The organism is Halomonas halocynthiae DSM 14573, from assembly GCF_000425725.1.
Classification (GTDB): Bacteria; Pseudomonadota; Gammaproteobacteria; order Pseudomonadales; family Halomonadaceae; genus Halomonas; species Halomonas halocynthiae.
Map to the genome: position 1 here is coordinate 1 of NZ_AUDZ01000017.1, position 15522 is coordinate 15522.

The 15522-nt window shown below is 52.7% G+C and carries 15 protein-coding genes, 1 rRNA gene and 1 pseudogene; 11 read left to right on the plus strand and 6 right to left on the minus strand.

Going from position 1 to position 15522, the window contains the following annotated elements; genetic code table 11:
- Positions 1-148: 148 nt before the first annotated feature.
- Positions 149-264 (plus strand): 5S ribosomal RNA (rrf, locus tag H616_RS0104780).
- A gap of 147 nt (positions 265-411) precedes the next feature.
- On the opposite strand, the gene H616_RS0104785 is transcribed toward rrf, so the two are convergent.
- A complete protein-coding gene (locus tag H616_RS0104785; protein WP_051233983.1) occupies positions 412-981 on the minus strand; it encodes a hypothetical protein in 570 nt (189 codons plus the stop codon).
- 73 nt (positions 982-1054) lie between these two features.
- Entirely contained in the window at positions 1055-1507 is a 453-nt protein-coding gene (locus tag H616_RS0104790) for an Rrf2 family transcriptional regulator (protein ID WP_027966341.1), read from the minus strand.
- Positions 1508-1764: 257 nt separating this feature from the next.
- Between H616_RS0104790 and hemN the strand changes: the two genes are divergently transcribed.
- Positions 1765-3150 (plus strand): oxygen-independent coproporphyrinogen III oxidase, encoded by a 1386-nt coding sequence (gene hemN, locus H616_RS0104800; RefSeq protein ID WP_027966342.1) that lies wholly within the window; start codon positions 1765-1767, stop codon positions 3148-3150.
- 99 nt (positions 3151-3249) lie between these two features.
- Here hemN and H616_RS0104805 read toward each other — a convergent pair whose 3' ends face one another.
- Complete coding sequence (locus H616_RS0104805) at positions 3250-4329, minus strand: linear amide C-N hydrolase (protein ID WP_240470532.1); 1080 nt, start codon at positions 4327-4329, stop codon at positions 3250-3252.
- 57 nt (positions 4330-4386) lie between these two features.
- On the minus strand, positions 4387-5739 hold the full coding sequence (gene gdhA / locus H616_RS0104810; RefSeq protein ID WP_027966344.1) for an NADP-specific glutamate dehydrogenase: 1353 nt from the start codon (positions 5737-5739) through the stop codon (positions 4387-4389).
- Between the two features lie 362 nt (positions 5740-6101).
- Here gdhA and H616_RS15530 point away from each other — a divergent pair, with 362 nt between their 5' ends.
- From H616_RS15530 to H616_RS0104830, 4 genes are all read left to right on the plus strand, one after another.
- Positions 6102-6248, plus strand: a complete 147-nt coding sequence (locus H616_RS15530) for a hypothetical protein (RefSeq protein ID WP_156906421.1) — start codon at positions 6102-6104, stop codon at positions 6246-6248.
- A 67-nt stretch (positions 6249-6315) separates the two neighbouring features.
- Positions 6316-8427, plus strand: coding sequence for an adenosylcobalamin-dependent ribonucleoside-diphosphate reductase (locus H616_RS0104820; RefSeq protein ID WP_035572611.1), 2112 nt, complete (start codon positions 6316-6318; stop codon positions 8425-8427).
- Positions 8428-8511: 84 nt separating this feature from the next.
- The gene (locus H616_RS0104825) at positions 8512-9261 is read left to right on the plus strand and encodes a hypothetical protein (protein WP_027966346.1); all 750 of its coding nucleotides are present in this window, start codon (positions 8512-8514) and stop codon (positions 9259-9261) included.
- A gap of 67 nt (positions 9262-9328) precedes the next feature.
- Positions 9329-10258: an ROK family protein gene (locus H616_RS0104830; RefSeq protein WP_027966347.1), complete on the plus strand. Its 930-nt coding sequence runs from the start codon at positions 9329-9331 to the stop codon at positions 10256-10258.
- Positions 10259-10506: 248 nt separating this feature from the next.
- On the opposite strand, the gene H616_RS0104835 is transcribed toward H616_RS0104830, so the two are convergent.
- Entirely contained in the window at positions 10507-10818 is a 312-nt protein-coding gene (locus H616_RS0104835; protein WP_027966348.1) for an ArsR/SmtB family transcription factor, read from the minus strand.
- Between the two features lie 292 nt (positions 10819-11110).
- On the opposite strand from H616_RS0104835, the pseudogene H616_RS15680 reads away from it, so the two are divergent.
- The 3 genes and pseudogenes from H616_RS15680 (at position 11111) to H616_RS0104850 (ending at position 12909) form a co-directional block, all read left to right on the plus strand.
- Positions 11111-11944, plus strand: a pseudogene (locus tag H616_RS15680) (arsenic resistance protein).
- A gap of 36 nt (positions 11945-11980) precedes the next feature.
- A complete protein-coding gene (locus H616_RS0104845; RefSeq protein WP_027966349.1) occupies positions 11981-12367 on the plus strand; it encodes a DUF6858 family protein in 387 nt (128 codons plus the stop codon).
- Positions 12368-12474: 107 nt separating this feature from the next.
- Complete coding sequence (locus H616_RS0104850) at positions 12475-12909, plus strand: universal stress protein (RefSeq protein ID WP_027966350.1); 435 nt, start codon at positions 12475-12477, stop codon at positions 12907-12909.
- 133 nt (positions 12910-13042) lie between these two features.
- Here H616_RS0104850 and H616_RS15535 read toward each other — a convergent pair whose 3' ends face one another.
- Positions 13043-13282: a hypothetical protein gene (locus H616_RS15535; RefSeq protein ID WP_156906422.1), complete on the minus strand. Its 240-nt coding sequence runs from the start codon at positions 13280-13282 to the stop codon at positions 13043-13045.
- On the opposite strand from H616_RS15535, the gene H616_RS0104855 reads away from it, so the two are divergent.
- Together H616_RS0104855 and H616_RS0104860 are read left to right on the plus strand one after the other, a co-directional pair.
- A complete protein-coding gene (locus tag H616_RS0104855) occupies positions 13281-14486 on the plus strand; it encodes an NnrS family protein (RefSeq protein ID WP_027966351.1) in 1206 nt (401 codons plus the stop codon). The genes H616_RS15535 and H616_RS0104855 overlap by 2 nt on opposite strands.
- A 210-nt stretch (positions 14487-14696) precedes the next feature.
- Positions 14697-15491 (plus strand): Crp/Fnr family transcriptional regulator, encoded by a 795-nt coding sequence (locus tag H616_RS0104860; RefSeq protein ID WP_240470534.1) that lies wholly within the window; start codon positions 14697-14699, stop codon positions 15489-15491.
- Positions 15492-15522: the final 31 nt, after the last annotated feature.

Genomic DNA, 15522 nt, shown 5'->3' on the forward strand with positions numbered 1-15522 from the left:
GGTGTTGAGCTAACCGGTACTAATTGCCCGTGAGGCTTGACCATATAACCCCAAGCCGTTTGATCACGAGACACACGGCCGGATACGCAACTACAGTGCCAACAGTGGCCTGTTGAGACGATCTCACAGCATGATTTACCCCTTTTCGCCTGACGACCATAGCGTGCGTGAACCACCTGATCCCTTGCCGAACTCAGTAGTGAAACCGCTCCGCGCCGATGGTAGTGTGGGGTCTCCCCATGCGAGAGTAGGTCATCGTCAGGCACTTATACCAAAAGCCCCGAGCGCAACGCGCTCGGGGCTTTTTTTATGCCTGGGGTTGGTCCTGGAGTTGGTGTTTGAGTTATCGCCAAACGGCTACGTAAGCTGTTATATGTTTGTAGGCCAAGGGTTAGCCCATCAAGGGCTAGTCTATAAAGAGGGACTCTCGCAGAGTTGGTTCATGCGCTCTATTGCTTGTTTGGCACCTTCTAAGCCAAAGGCCATGAACCAAGGATCATTTTCACTACGCATCATGCGAACTCGCATGATTTCTCCTGTGGTCATCTCATTCAGTAGCAGTGTCATTTCTTCCAGGTTGAAACGAGCATAGAAACCGTCATCTCCACGATTGGTAATAAAGGCAACACTGCCGCTATGGATCGGCTGCTCATCAACTCGTATGTCTGCCGCCACGTGATTCTGTATTTCGCTCTGGGCTTGATTTTCTTGAAGCCTGACGCGTAACTCCACCCAAGGTTGCTGGCAATGGCCTGGGCGAGCGTTAATGCTTAAGATAGAGTCAGCATAGCTGCTATCGTCCAGAGCGCGTGCATAGTGCTCATCCCCCAGTGATAGCACCAGTGATTTCCAGCGTCCGTGAGACTCGATATCACCGATATTGAAATTGGTTGCCTGTACTTGGCTAGTTAAAGCGAGTGACGTTAGGCATAGCATTGTGTGCTGGAGAGCCCGTTGCGAGAAAAGCTTCATAGAGCGCATGAGTCAGATTGATTCCTTGCAAGTGCTAGGGCAAAAGGGGGATTTGAGACTGTAATGTGATGACATCGTTCAGCTATGGTTTCGATGGTGACGCGTCAAGTTGCAATAGCTTGATCAGTGCTGGTTCTTGATGGGTCAGTAAGTCGGCTAGGGTGTAGCGGTCCAAAACCTCAAGAAAGGCGTTCAGGGCATCCTGTAGTATGAAGCGTAGCTGGCAGGCGGGCGTAATCGCGCACTGATTATTGTCGCTAAAGCATTCCACTAGCGTAAAGCCATTTTCGAGTTGGCGTATTAACTCACCCAGAGCGATGGCTTCAGGAACTCGCTGCAACAGTAGCCCACCATGTTTACCACGAATTGCTGTGATATAGCCGCAATGGCTGAGTTCTTGAACCACTTTCATCAGATGGTTACGAGAAATGGAAAAGCGCTCGGCGATGTCAGCAATGGTGGAGCGCTTTTCACCTTTTAGCGCCAAATAGATCAGCACGCGCAGTGAGTAGTCCGTGAAATGGGTCAGGCGCATGAGTGTCCCTACACAATGGCTAATGGCTAATGGCTAATGGCTAATGGCTGAGCTGAAGGTGAATCCAAGTTAAATAATCATAATATTTTGCCATAGCCTGAGGGTTTCGGCACGAAACGACGTGCCTATAAAGGCATTGTTGATCCAGGTCATCTATCTCTTGAAGGAAGTCCACGGCTAACGCTAAGACTGGCATAATTCATTCATATGCTACCGACCACGTCGGTGGTTCTCGTTCCAAGAGGCCTGATTCTGCCATGTTTAATACGCTTCCGTTCATTCGCCCGTTGGTCGAAAAATATGACCGTCCAGGACCGCGTTATACGTCGTATCCTACGGCGCCTCAGTTTCAGACAGCATTTGCTGAGGATGACTATCGTGAGGCTGCTCGGCGTAGCAACGAGGTAGCGTCGCCTAAGCCGCTATCGGCTTATATACATATCCCGTTTTGCGAAAGCCTGTGCTACTACTGCGCGTGTAACAAGATTATTACTCACAACCATGAGCGGGCGGCGGAGTACCTAGAGTGGCTGAAGCATGAAATTAACATGCAAGGCGCCCTGTTTGATGACTCGCGTTATATGACGCAATTGCATTTGGGGGGCGGCACTCCGACTTTCCTCAGTAATGCGCAACTCGGTGAGCTGATGGCAGCGCTGGATGAGGCCTTTCATTTTGCTGAACCGGAGGCACGTGAGTTTTCCTTGGAGGTTGACCCGCGGACTGTGACACCGGAGCAAATTCGAGAGCTACGCGAGCTTGGCTTTAACCGTTTAAGTTTTGGTGTGCAGGATTTTGATCGTCGCGTTCAGGAAGCCGTCAATCGTGTTCAGAGTGAAGAACAAGTGATTGAGCTGGTAGCGACTGCTCGTGAGGCTGATTTTGCGTCGGTCAGTGTGGATCTGATCTATGGTTTACCATTACAGACAGTTGCCAGCTTTGATACGACGTTGGAAAAAATTATTGCTCTGCGTCCAGACCGCATCGCTACCTACAGCTACGCTCACCTGCCTGAGCTGTTCAAGGCTCAGCGCCTGATTCGCCCTGAGCATATGCCACCGCCAGAGCGAAAAATGGAACTGTTGGAGCTGACGATTCGGCGTCTCACAGAAGCCGGTTATCTCTATATTGGTATGGACCATTTCGCGCTACCCAACGATGAGTTGTCGTTGGCTAAGGAAAATGGCAGTTTGCAGCGCAATTTCCAGGGTTATTCCACTCATGCCGATTGCGACCTTATCGGCCTTGGTGTCACGGCGATTGGTAAAGTCGGTGATAGTTATAGCCAGAATGTTAAGGAAACTGCCCAATATCAGGCTCGGCTTGAAGAAGGCCGGCTACCTATTATGCGGGGCTATCGCCTGCACGCCGATGATATGCTGCGCCGTGACGTAATCAATACGTTGATGTGTCACGGCAGTGTGGATTTCGCAGTCATTGAAGCGGCTCATGGCATCGACTTCAAAACAACCTTCGCTGATGCGCTGCAAGAACTGCAGGAAATGGCGGATGACGGGCTGGTTAATATCAGCGACACAGCGGTTGAGGTGTTGCCAGCAGGGCGATTGATGATGCGTAATGCAGCAATGGTTTTTGATGCGTACTTAACGCGTAGTGCTGGGCGATATTCCCGTACTGTTTGAGACGTGTTTATATAAAAAATTATAAAAAAGCCCGCCTTGTGGCGGGCCTCCTGTTAAATAGTGCCTGGTTTAGACAGCCTTGCTTTAGATACCCAGTATTCAGATACCTAAAAACTTGAACGGCTTGGACTCCTCAAACTCACTATTCACCATGCCTGAGTAGATGTTTCTCTGATGGGGCCCAAGGTCAAGTTTTAAGACCTTGCCATTTTCCTCAGAGAAGTCCAGTTGCTCCATGTCTACCCAGAAGACGTTCGGTGTCAGCGCTGACTCAAAGAAATAGCGCTTGTTTTTCTGGTCGGACACGGTGCGCCAGCGAGTAGATGAAATATTGGGTTGGTCGGGTGTTGTGATACCAAATGGTACCGACACATTACGGATGACGCTAAATACACTGGCTAAGGATTCTCTCGTATTGCCTGTTCTGGGTACTGCATTGACATAGAACGAGGCGCGAGCAAAGCGGTCAGAGGCACGATTAGTCCCGGGCAACATGACGGTGCCATCTATCTGTTGCCAGTATTCATTGATGGCGAGCTGTCGTTCAAAGGTTGGAGAGTTGGTGACTACCTGGAAGTCGTTGCTATGGTGAACAACGCGCTGACCATCAATATATTCGATGATAGCGCTATCACCGGACGCGTCTGAAAGCGCGAGGTGCAGGGTAGCCAGCCTGTCTTGCCCTGGAACGTTGTCGGTTACCAGAGTGAAAGGATCTTTCTCCAGCTCCGCTACGGCCTCTTCCACCGTGGCGAAATTATCGAGCATGTATTGTGCCCAAGCAGCGATGGTCAGCCCCGGTGAGCTGCCATCGTATTCAGGGTAAGACGATTCAACAAGCCATAATATGTTGGCAACCAAGCCTTCTTCGTTCATGCCATCAGTGGTGGAAATGTCGTAGCCTGAGCTGATTACGCTGCCATATTTTGACGTCCACTCGAGAGAGTTGGGGCCCGCCTCGCCAGAGCGTTCCATGCCGCGTGGAAATACCCATAGATTGGTTCCAACATCTTCTCTCCAATCCATGGAGCGAGCTGTCATGACCTCGTTATCAATGCCTTGGTAAATAAAGCGTGTGCAGGCTTCGGCGTCATTGAGTGTCAGCAGGCTAACGGGAGCCAGCATCAAGCCGCAAATAACAGCATGGCAGCGTCTTTTTGAGTAGAGCGTTCTCAGCATGATAGACCTCTCCAGTTAGAGATTGTCATCGCCTGGGGTTTAGTAGCGACGGTTGAATCAGCAGACACCCTGCTCGATCATGGCATCAGCCACCTTACGGAATCCGGCGATATTGGCGCCTAGCACCAAGTTGTGTGGCTCATTGAACTCTTCTGCTGTGGTCGCACAACTTTGGTGAATATTAGCCATAATCGCCTGGAGCTTAGCATCAACTTTCTCAAGGGACCACTGCTCCATACTGCTGTTCTGAGCCATCTCCAGCTGGCTGGTGGCGACTCCACCAGCATTCGCTGCCTTGCCTGGGCCATAGGCAATTTTTGAGGCGATGAAGTGATTTGCGGCATCTGCGGTAGAGGGCATATTGGCCCCTTCGCTCACGCAATACACACCGTTATGGGTTAGCGCTTTTGCATCGGATAGCGTCAGCTCGTTTTGTGTGGCACAAGGGAAGGCCGCATCTGCTTTGACACGCCATACGGCATGCCCGTCGTCTGGGTAATCCCCTTTGGGAATATAGGTCGATTCAGCATGCTGCTCGGCATACTTAGTCAACGGCGCGCGCTCCACTTCCTTGAGACGCTTAAGGGTTTCAAGGTTAATGCCGCGGGGGTCATGGATCGTGCCGCCAGAGTCGCTGCAGGTGATGGGCTTGGCGCCCAATTGATAGAGCTTTTCGATAGTGTAGATTGCGACGTTGCCAGCACCTGACACTAAGCAAGTTTTGCTACGTAGATCTTCTTTACGGGCAGCCAACATATTCTGAGCGAAGTAAACCGCCCCGTAGCCGGTTGCTTCCTTGCGCCCCAATGAACCGCCCCAGTTTAAGCTCTTGCCAGTCAGAATGCCTTCGTAACGTGCGGTAATGCGCTTGTATTGGCCATACAGGTAGCCAATCTCACGAGCGCCCACACCAATGTCGCCGGCTGGCACGTCGCGGGTTGGGCCGATATGGCGATACAGCTCGGTCATGAAAGCTTGGCAAAAGCGCATGATTTCGCCGTCAGACTTGCCCTTGGGGTCAAAGTTGGAACCGCCTTTGCCGCCGCCGATGGGTAGCCCAGTTAGTGCATTCTTGAAGATTTGCTCGAAGCCCAAAAATTTGATGATGCTGGCATTCACGCTGGGGTGAAAGCGCAGGCCACCCTTGTATGGACCTAAGGCCGAGTTGAACTGAACACGATAACCTTTATTGATTTGAACGCGCCCGTGATCATCGACCCAGCAAACGCGAAACATGATTTGTCGTTCCGGCTCAACCATCCGTTCGATGATGCTGTGTTCATGATAGCGGGGGTTACTCTGAAGTAATGGACGTAGGCATTCCAGAACTTCCTCAGCAGCCTGGTAGAACTCACTTTGTGCTGGGCTGGTGGCGCGCAGACCAGAGAGGGTGTCGTGAATGTAGTCCATGTGTGCAATCTCGGCGAAATAAGTGGGGCCGTCACTATACGGCCAAGCTGTGCTATGCATCAACCGCATGGGGTATACGCACTTTGGCTAACACCACGCAAGACAGCTTGGTGTTTCCCACAGCCGTATTCCAAACCGTGCGATCGCCGCCGTTGCTGGGGTGTTAAATTGTCAAATGAATAACGCTGTTTTTTACAAAATATTACCCTATGTAGTGCTTGTTTTTATTCTTTCGCCTATATATTGTGCTTTAACTATCTTGGTAGGCGAAAAAACAAACGTAAGGATAAGTGCTTGATAGGCGTTAGTGTATCGCGCGGGTGCCTGGCGAATATGGGTAGATTTGTTGAACGTTTTGTGTGGTGACGCGACGAAAAGAGCCTGAGGGTCTGTTGTTTCAGCGCCGCTTGTCGAGTGAAGGCGACACCGATACCGGCACCAAGATTGGTCTGCTGACCAAAAACTTTTCGATGGCCGTGAAGAAGGCGCGCCGTTTGCTGAGCTACTGATTCGCTTGAAAAAGCTGGCGCATAGCGCCTGATTGCTTGTTAACTGATTTTTACGGAGCTAATCCGCATGAGTACGTCCACCAACGCAGTAACGTTGTCCAACGAGGTGCCAATGCAAGAGCCCTCGCGTGATATCTGGGATGCTAAATACCGTCTCAAGGATCGCCATGGTGCTGCGGTGGACAAAGATGTTAGCGCCACTTGGGAGCGCGTCGCCAGGGCTCTGGCCGCAGTGGAAGGCGATAACGCCAAGGTTTGGCTACCGAAGTTTCGTTGGGCGCTGGAAAACGGCGCGATTCCCGCTGGACGCATTATGTCCAATGCTGGCGCCGAGGATTTTAAACCGGCGGTTAGTCTGATTAATTGCACGGTTTCCAGCACCATCCGTGATTCCATGCGCGATATTCTGAGCAGTGTTGTTGATGCTGGTATGACGCTTAAGGCGGGTTGCGGTATTGGCTACGACTTCTCTACGTTGCGCCATAAAGGTGCCTTTGTGTTTGGTGCGGGTGCGGGGACTAACGGTCCGCTGGCGTTCATGGATATCTACGACAAGATGTGCTTCACCGTAGCCTCTGCCGGCGGCCGTCGTGGTGCTCAGATGGGCACTTTCGATGTCGGCCACCCAGATGTGCGCGAGTTTATCGAAGCTAAACGTGAAGCGGGTCGTCTGCGCCAGTTCAACCTTTCGCTGCTGATTACCGATGAGTTTATCGAAGCGGTCAAGAATAATGCGGATTGGCCGTTGGCCTTCCCACTGCATGGCGGCGAGAAGGGTGATGTTAGCGAAAATGAGCTGATTTACCGCGACTGGCCGATAATTGAAGACGACTACACCGTTGATGCTGAAGGGCGTGTAGCTTGCCGTATTGTTGATGTGATCAAGGCGCGCGAGCTGTGGGACACTATCATGCGCTCGACCTACGACTTCGCCGAGCCAGGCTTCATCCTTATCGATGAAGTCAATCGCATGAACAATAACTGGTTCTGCGAGGAAATCCGCGCAACCAACCCGTGCGGTGAGCAGCCTCTTCCGCCAGAGGGGGCGTGCTTGTTGGGTTCTGTCAATCTGACCCGCTTTGTTATCGACCCCTTCGGCGATAGCCCGAGCTTTGATTGGGCGCGTTACCGCGAGGTGGTTGCCATCTTTACGCGAATGCTCGATAACGTAGTAGAAATCAGCGGCCTGCCGCTGGAAGGCCAGCGCCGCGAGATCGAAGCCAAGCGCCGTCACGGCATGGGCTTTCTGGGTCTGGGGTCAACGCTGACCATGCTTAAGATTCCTTACGGCTCGGCCGAATCGCTGGCCTTTACCGAAGAGATCAGCCGTAATCTCGCCATCGAAGGCTGGAAGCAAGGGCTTGAGCTGGCACGTGAAAAAGGTATGGCTCCGGCGTTGAAAAAAGAATACGAGTTGACGCCAAAGATGCTGCGCATTCGCCCAGAGCTGGCCGCCGATGGTTATGAGGTGGGTGACAAACTGCCGGGTCGCATTCTGCTCGCACGTTACAGCCGCTACATGCAGAAAATTGCCGACGTTGAGCCGGAGCTGGTAGCTGCGCTGGCGGAAGAAGGGGCACGCTTTACTCACCACAGCTCAATTGCACCGACCGGCACCATCAGTCTGTCGTTGGGTAATAATGCCTCTAATGGCATTGAGCCATCGTTCTCGCACCGCTATTACCGCAACGTGATCCAGTCGGGTAAAAAGACCAAGGAGCAGGTCGAAGTCGTCTCTTTTGAGCTGGCCGCCTATCGTCATTTCATTGCCGCTGATGCCGTAGAGAGCGACCTGCCCGCCTACTTTATTACGGCCGACTCGGTCTCGCCTAAACAGCACGTGGCTGTTCAAGCCGCTGCTCAGGCTTGGGTTGACTCGGCCATTTCTAAAACCGTTAATGTGCCGACTGAGTTTCCGTTTGATGAGTTCAAGGGGCTCTATTTAGACGCCTACGCCAGCAAGCTTAAGGGCTGCACCACCTTCCGCTTCAATCCCGAGGCCTTCCAAGGTGTACTAGTGCGCGAAGATGATCTCAAGAGCACTACCTATGTGTTTGACCTGGAGAATGGCGAGCGTGTTGAGCTGAGTGGTGATGAGACGGTGATCTATGATGGCGAAGAGCATAATGCAGCTAATTTGTACGATGCGTTGAAGGAAGGCACTTATGGCAAGTGGTAAGTCACGATCTACTGCGCTCGCCGAGGCGGCCGTGACTGGCCGTTGCGTGAGCGCCACAGCACAACCTTCTGAAGGAGCCCTCTGATGGCCGTCGAGATCACGTCAAAGATTGTTGCATATAGTGTCAAAAAGCCGGAAGACGTGCCTGCACCTGCACCATTGGCTGACGATAGTCCGCTGACCGTGCGTATTCCTTCGCGCCCTGAAGGCACGCTGGAGGCGGTATCGGAAAAAATTTCCTACGTCGGGGCTGAGGGCCGCAAGAAAGTTTATCTGCTGGTGTCATTCATGCCTGTGGAGGGCGTTATTAACGGCCAACGCGTCGTCATTGAGCGCCCAGTGGAGTTTTTCTTCCCGTCGGGGCAGTTGTCCAGTGAGCATCAGTGGATTACTGCCACCATGCGCAGCCTGTCGCTGGCTGCACGCGGCGGCTACGTCACTCAGGCAGTGGCCGACCTGCGCAAGGTAGCCTGGGATAAGGGATTGGTGCGCTGCGGCTGGAATCGCTATGGCAAGCCGGTTTTTCACGACTCCGAAGTGGCTGCCATTGCCTGGTCGATTCAACAGATTCTATATCGCCGCGGTTTCCTTGATGAGGACGGCTTGCAAGTGCCGGTAGAGGATCTGGTGGTTCGCTACTCGCAGCGGCTGGCTAGTGGCAACGCTTGGCAGCCGCCCAGCGATGAAGAAATCCAACGTGCTGAACAGGAGGCGCAAGCCAGCAATGGCGGCCCCGTTGTGGTGGGGCACTGCCCCGAGTGTAACGGCGAGCTGATCATGATGGACGGCTGCCCCACCTGCTACGCCGGTTGCGGTTGGTCCAAGTGCGGATAAAAGCAGCAGGGTGTTGAGCAAAATGCGGCGTTCTGCCTTTCACCAAAGGCACAAGGAGACGTGCGTCATGCACAGTGATTGGCTGATCGGTATTGATCTTGGTGGCACTAAAACGGAAGTTATCCTGCTCGATCGGCATAGCAAGGAGCACTTTAGAAAGCGTGTTATTACGCCTGCGGGCGACTACCGTGCCACTCTTGAAACTATTGGTTTATTGGTGCGGGAAACCGAGGCGCAGGTTGGCGTGACAGGGTTGCCGGTGGGGGTTGGCATCCCAGGTAGCGTGTCTGGCATTACCGGAAGGGTGAAAAATGGTAATTCCACCTGGCTGAACGGCCAGCCCATGCAGGATGACCTGTGCCGCTTGCTGCAAAGGTCAGTCACCCTGACCAACGATGCCAACTGCCTTGCACTTTCTGAGGCGACAGACGGCGCTGGCAAAGATTATGGCATGGTATTTGCGGTGATTTTGGGCACCGGCTGCGGGGCCGGTATCAGTGTGAATGATCGGGTTCTTAGCGGCCCTAATGGTGTGGCGGGAGAGTGGGGGCATAACCCTCTGGCTTGGACGTCACAGTCGGAGCTAGCCGCACGCCCGTGCTTCTGCGGTCGCCATGGCTGCAACGAAACCTTCCTCTCAGGCACCGGGCTTTCATTGACCTATCAACGTTTGACTGGCCAGCAGCTACCCGCGCTTGATATTGCCAGCAACGCGCGCAACGGTGATCCCGATGCAGCCGAGGTCATGGCCCATTATCTGGAACATCTGGCTCGCGGCCTGGCTGCTGTTATTAACGTGCTAGACCCAGACGTGATTGTGCTGGGCGGCGGCATGAGTAATGTGAAACAGCTCTATGAGGGGCTACCGGAAAAACTGCCACAGTACGTGTTCGGTGGAGAGTGCCAAACCCCCGTCGTCAGAGCGGAGCACGGAGACTCTAGCGGTGTGCGCGGTGCTGCGTGGCTGGGGCGGCCTTTGAGATGGCCGGCGTTTTAATCAGCCATCGCCAGTGCTTTTCGACGACAAGGGGAAATGGTAGGTGCTGGCGCTTGAGTTGCTGTTGACTCAAGCGTGAGTGTTTTCACTCAGCTCGCTACCTTGTGGCTGTTATTCATCCTGGGCCTTCCGTGCCAATAGCCGTCTCAGATGGTGGTGTCGACCAGTGCAACCGGGTCGCGAGGCAGCAGTTTGCCGCGTCGGGTTGCCTCTGTTTTTTTGAGACGCGCTTGTGTGGTAGCCAGCGTTTAAACGCAAAACTGCTCGTAAAGCACATGGATGACGGCTAGTGCCTGTTCACTGCTGATGCGGTAGTAAATCTGTTTGCCGTCTCGGCGCGTTGCTACGAGTTCTTCACGGCGCAATACCGCTAGTTGTTGCGACAAAGTGGGTTGTTGAATATCCAGCGCATCTTGTAGCTCGCCAACATTATGTTCGCCCTGCGACAGTTGGCATAGCAGTAGCAGGCGGTCTTGGTTGGCTAGTGTCTTGAGTAGTCGCTCTGCCGTATCAGCGTTCTCGTGAAGGCGTTCGATATCCAGTGTGCGCTCATGTCGCATAATATTTCTCCTGTTTTTGTTATATCATAAAAAACATTATATTTTACCACAAACTGTATGCTGAATTTCTGCTCCGTGCTAACACCCTTTGCCGCGTTGGTTCATGGTTGCAAAACGCTGTTACGGTATCTTCTAGTAACATTTTGATAATAGAGCATTATTAATGATGAGTCTGCTTTCTCGCATAACTCGCAACTTGACCCTGGCTATTCCGGTAGCGATGTTGCTGGGGTACGGGCTGGTTGGTTCGACGGACTGGTTGCAGCTGCTGATTGTGCCGCTGACCTTGCTAATGGTTTATCCAATGATGGTGAACCTTAAGTTGCGCAAGCTGTTTGAAGGTAGCGATGTCAAAGCACAGCTGCTGGCGCAGGTGATTAACTTTGGCATCATTCCGCTTGTAGCGTTGGCACTGGGGCGACTGTGGTTTCCTGATCAACCCTATTTTGCGCTGGGCCTGCTGTTGGCGTCGCTACTACCAACCAGCGGTATGACGATTGCTTAGACAGGTTTTGCCAAGGGCAATCTTGCTGCAGCGGTCAAGATGACGGTACTTGGTTTGATTCTTGGCTCGTTGGCTACACCGTTTTATGTGCAGTGGTTAATGGGCGAAAGCGTGCCGGTTAATCTAAGTGCGGTATTTCTACAAATCGGTTTGGTCGTGTTTGTGCCGATGCTGGCTGGTCAACTGACCCAACGTTATTTGATTCGTCGTTATGGACAACAGGGTTACCAGAAACAATGGGCACCCAAGTTCCCGCCATTATCGACTCTTGGTGTGCTAGGCATTGTGTTTGTTGCTATTGCCATCAAGGGCGCAGTTTTAGTGTCTCAGCCTGCCATGCTGCTGGATATTCTAGTACCGCTGTTGGTGCTTTATTTTTTCAATTATGTCTTCAGCACTTTTGTGGCTAAGCGGCTGTTGTCTCGCGGCGATGCTATTGCGCTGGTCTATGGCACGGTAATGCGAAATCTGTCGATTGCGTTGGCACTTGCTATGAACGCTTTTGGCGAGGCGGGAACCGATGCTGCGTTATTCATTGCGGTGGCTTACATCATTCAGGTGCAGTCTGCGGCGTGGTATGTGAAATTCAGCGAACGCTTATTCGGACCTAACGAGGCTTGATTCCATTTGTAACATTTATCCCAAGGAGCGATTTTCATGCAGTACACCCATTTTATGGATAAGTACCCAACACATCATGCTGACCTGCTTAAAGCTGAGACTCGCTTTGTGTCGGTTGATGACGTTATTCGCTATTTTCGCAATAAAGTGGAGGCTGATCCTCGCGCCTGTGTGATTGCCGAGTTTGATCACTACGCGCATACCAAATCGCTCCCCGAGGGGGAAGTGGCAGCGGATATTCTTGCCGCCAAGCACTTGGTATTTTGTTTTGGCCTGAAGCTGCCCAATGCATTGGCTATGGCACCGCGGCCGCGTTCGATAGGTGTCACTGAGTTTGAAGACCGCTTTGTGATCGCGTTTCTGCAAGCGCCGAACCCGATGATGAATGATGTGATGCAGGAATGGGTGGAAAGCTGCTCTTGAAGGTTACGTGAGTGCTTTGTAATCCAAATCAGGCAGGCCGTGTTTAGCTATGGTAGGTTGGTTAATAAGTATTAACGACAGTAACCCGAGCAATCATGGAGACAAATATGTATCAATCTATTTTGGTACCTATCGACGGGTCAGACCAGTCTTGTGAGGCACTTCGAGTGGCCGCCAATTTGGTGGATCCTGAGTCTGGTAGCCTTTACGCACTCAATATTCAAGACCCGCCGCTTGCTGATGATGCGATGGGTAGAGCGGCTGGTTTGCTTGCGACCAATGCCGATGAAATAGTGCAGAAAGAAGGGCGTGCAGTCATTGAACAGGCCTGCGAGCGGGTTGGTTTAACTAACAAGCAGGTACAGCCGATTGTGTTTTCCGGCAAGCCGGCTCAGGTCATTCTTGATGAGTCTCGGCGTTTGGGTGTTGATGCGGTTGTCATGGGAAGCCGCGGCAACAGCAACATCAAAAGCCTGGTCGTGGGTAGCGTCTCGTATCGAGTGATGCATGTAGCATCCTGTGCCGTGATCATTGTGGGTTAGTTTGCTTTTTCATTGGGCGTGATACGGTGACTCTCGACGATGACTTCTGTAGCGTTTTTTTACGGTAATCGCTTTTTGAATAGCATCGTTTTGCGTGCTTTGGTGTAACGTGGCATGGGTGACTCCATGCCGCTCACTCTGATTTGGGTTCAGGCGCACTCGCCAACGGGATAGCTAAGCTGATTGAGGGGTTGGTAGAAAAAAGTGAATAGCTACCAAGGGAGCCTCCCTTTAAAGAGGTATTTTTTATGCCTCTTATTGGGTCGGCAGGATAAATACCGCACAATAGCCATAACCACGTATTTGACTCGGGTGTTTTCTGCTGTTTCTTTCCAGGTACGTTTTTCAGTGCGACTTTCAGGGGGCGTGCCATGCCGGCTTCTTCTGTTACCTCATCCCCGCTCGCTCAGCTAGCCGTTATGCGGTTAGCGTTCCGGCCATTTTTTCTGCTCGCTTCCCTGTTTGGTATCGTATCGCTGCTGGTGTGGCTGGGTTTTTGGCACGGCACCATCGTGTTGCGGCCACAAGGTGGCTTGGTGTTCTGGCATCAGCATGAAATGTTGTTTGGTTTTGCTGCCGCCGTAGCAAGCGGATTTCTACTGACAGCGGTGCAAAACTGGACTGGCCTGCCGAGCCTGAAAGGTGGCCCGCTGTTAGGGCTGGTGGCGCTATGGCTGGCAGGGCGCGTGTTAATGGCGTTTCCGTCAAGCGCTGCATCGTGGCTGGTGGCGGGGGTGGACCTGTTGTTTCTGCCCGTCGTGGCGCTGATTATGGCGCGGCTGGTGATTACTGCCAAGCGTTGGCAAAACCTGATTTTTTTGCCGGTACTCGGGCTTCTGATCGCTGCCAACGTTGTTATGCACGCTGGTCTAATTGATGGTGATCCGTTGCTGGTTCGCCGCTCGGCTTACCTGGCGGTACTGCTGATTACGCTGTTGATGGTGGTGGTCGGCGGACGGGTGATTGAGATGTTTACGGCCAATCGACTAGGGCGGCTACGTGCGGCTCCCTGGCCTGCTCTGGCCAGGCTGACCCGTGGCAGTACCTTTGCGGTGGTGTTGGCCCAAGCACTGATCGTGCTAGGCATTCCGCTGCCTAATAGTGCGCAGGTGATATTGCTGATTATTGCTGCGCTGGCTAATGCGGTTTCCCTTTCCCGGTGGGGCGGGCTGCATAGCGGCAGCGAACCACTACTGTGGGGGCTGCATGGCAGCTACGCGTTCATTCCTCTGGGGCTTGCTATGTGGGCGTTGTCGCTGCTGGGGATGTTTCGTACGGAGCTTGCTGTGCATGCGCTAACCATTGGAGCCATGGGCACCATGATGTTGGCGATGATGTCGCGAGTGTCACAGGGCCATACTGGACGGCCTGTTCGCACCTTGCCGGGCATTGGTGTGGCACTGAGCATGATGCTACTGGCGGCATTGATTCGCTCGCCGCTGCTGGTCTTCTTCCCACAGATCACCTACTGGACCTACACACTGAGCATTCTACTGTGGTGTTTGGCTTACGGGGTCTTCCTGTTTCACTACACGGTGCCGCTGATGTCGCCCCGTATTGATGGCAAAGGCGGCTGATAGTCCAGTTAATTAGTCCCGTTAATTACTAGGGAAAATCGGCTACGTGGAACATTATTTCTAGAATAAAGAAAAAGCGCTTCTTGGCTTACTTGTAAAGTCCAAAAAGGATGACTTGTGTCAATAGTTAGCCCCGCCTAACGATGAGGAAGCCTGTTAGTCTGGGTCAGTGTTGGTTGGGTCAGCCCATCGTTCTGCTGTTGATAGCCGATGCCTGTATTGACGATTAAAAAACGGAAGATGAAGGGGGTGTCGTTGGAGACGATTCCAGCGCGAGATGGGCCGGTAAGTGCGCCAAGTATGTTAGTGCGTCGCTCGGGACGTTTGCAGGGATTGGTGCGAAACGTGCCTTGGTTAAGCGATTTGGACGATGCGGATGTTGACGCGCTGTTGAGAGGTGCTCGTATTCACGCGTTGCAGACCAGTGAATGGCTGTATGAGCAGGATACGCCGGCTGACTGGCTGTATATTGTCATCAACGGGGCCATGCGGTTAGTGCGTAAAACCCATCAGGGGCGTCAGGCTACTATTCGCTGCGTTGAGCGCGGCGGGCCGCTGGGGCACCTTAGTATGGTGGCTATTCCTAGTGTGTACTTGTACTCAGCGCAGACATTACGCAAAAGCCAGTTGCTGGCAATTAGTGCACAGCAAAGTCGTCAGTTGATGGATCGTAACCCCAAGTGCCGAGCGATATTCATGAGCCGACTGGCCGTTGAGCTTACCAACCGCTTGGAAGACTTAGCCCTGATGACCCAGGGTGATGCCATGGTTAGGCTAGTAAGTTATCTCTTACGCGAACTGACTGATGCAGAATCCAGTGAGCCACGAGTGGTTCGTTTAACGATTCCTAAGCGTTGGCTAGCTTCTCAGCTAGCTATGACACCAGAAACGTTGTCACGCTCGCTATCGAAATTGCGCGAAAGTGGTGCAATCACTGTTGAAGGTCAGCGGATAGAAGTGCTCAGTGAGCAACAGTTGCGAGATATTATGTTGTCTGCAGAGTAGTGCGGTGCATGGCGCTTTCTGCTGGGAAGTG

Bases quoted from the DNA above. Each gene is read 5' to 3' on its own strand.
- H616_RS15535 (WP_156906422.1), bottom strand. From the start codon at position 13,282: ATGGCACGCCCCCTGAAAGTCGCACTGAAAAACGTACCTGGAAAGAAA.
- H616_RS0104805 (WP_240470532.1), bottom strand. From the start codon at position 4,329: ATGCTGAGAACGCTCTACTCAAAAAGACGCTGCCATGCTGTTATTTGC.
- H616_RS0104790 (WP_027966341.1), bottom strand. From the start codon at position 1,507: ATGCGCCTGACCCATTTCACGGACTACTCACTGCGCGTGCTGATCTAT.
- gdhA (WP_027966344.1), bottom strand. From the start codon at position 5,739: ATGGACTACATTCACGACACCCTCTCTGGTCTGCGCGCCACCAGCCCA.
- H616_RS0104830 (WP_027966347.1), top strand. From the start codon at position 9,329: ATGCACAGTGATTGGCTGATCGGTATTGATCTTGGTGGCACTAAAACG.
- H616_RS0104850 (WP_027966350.1), top strand. From the start codon at position 12,475: ATGTATCAATCTATTTTGGTACCTATCGACGGGTCAGACCAGTCTTGT.
- hemN (WP_027966342.1), top strand. From the start codon at position 1,765: ATGTTTAATACGCTTCCGTTCATTCGCCCGTTGGTCGAAAAATATGAC.
- H616_RS0104785 (WP_051233983.1), bottom strand. From the start codon at position 981: ATGCGCTCTATGAAGCTTTTCTCGCAACGGGCTCTCCAGCACACAATG.
- H616_RS0104855 (WP_027966351.1), top strand. From the start codon at position 13,281: ATGCCGGCTTCTTCTGTTACCTCATCCCCGCTCGCTCAGCTAGCCGTT.
- H616_RS0104860 (WP_240470534.1), top strand. From the start codon at position 14,697: ATGCCTGTATTGACGATTAAAAAACGGAAGATGAAGGGGGTGTCGTTG.
- H616_RS0104845 (WP_027966349.1), top strand. From the start codon at position 11,981: ATGCAGTACACCCATTTTATGGATAAGTACCCAACACATCATGCTGAC.
- H616_RS0104820 (WP_035572611.1), top strand. From the start codon at position 6,316: ATGAGTACGTCCACCAACGCAGTAACGTTGTCCAACGAGGTGCCAATG.
- H616_RS0104835 (WP_027966348.1), bottom strand. From the start codon at position 10,818: ATGCGACATGAGCGCACACTGGATATCGAACGCCTTCACGAGAACGCT.
- H616_RS0104825 (WP_027966346.1), top strand. From the start codon at position 8,512: ATGGCCGTCGAGATCACGTCAAAGATTGTTGCATATAGTGTCAAAAAG.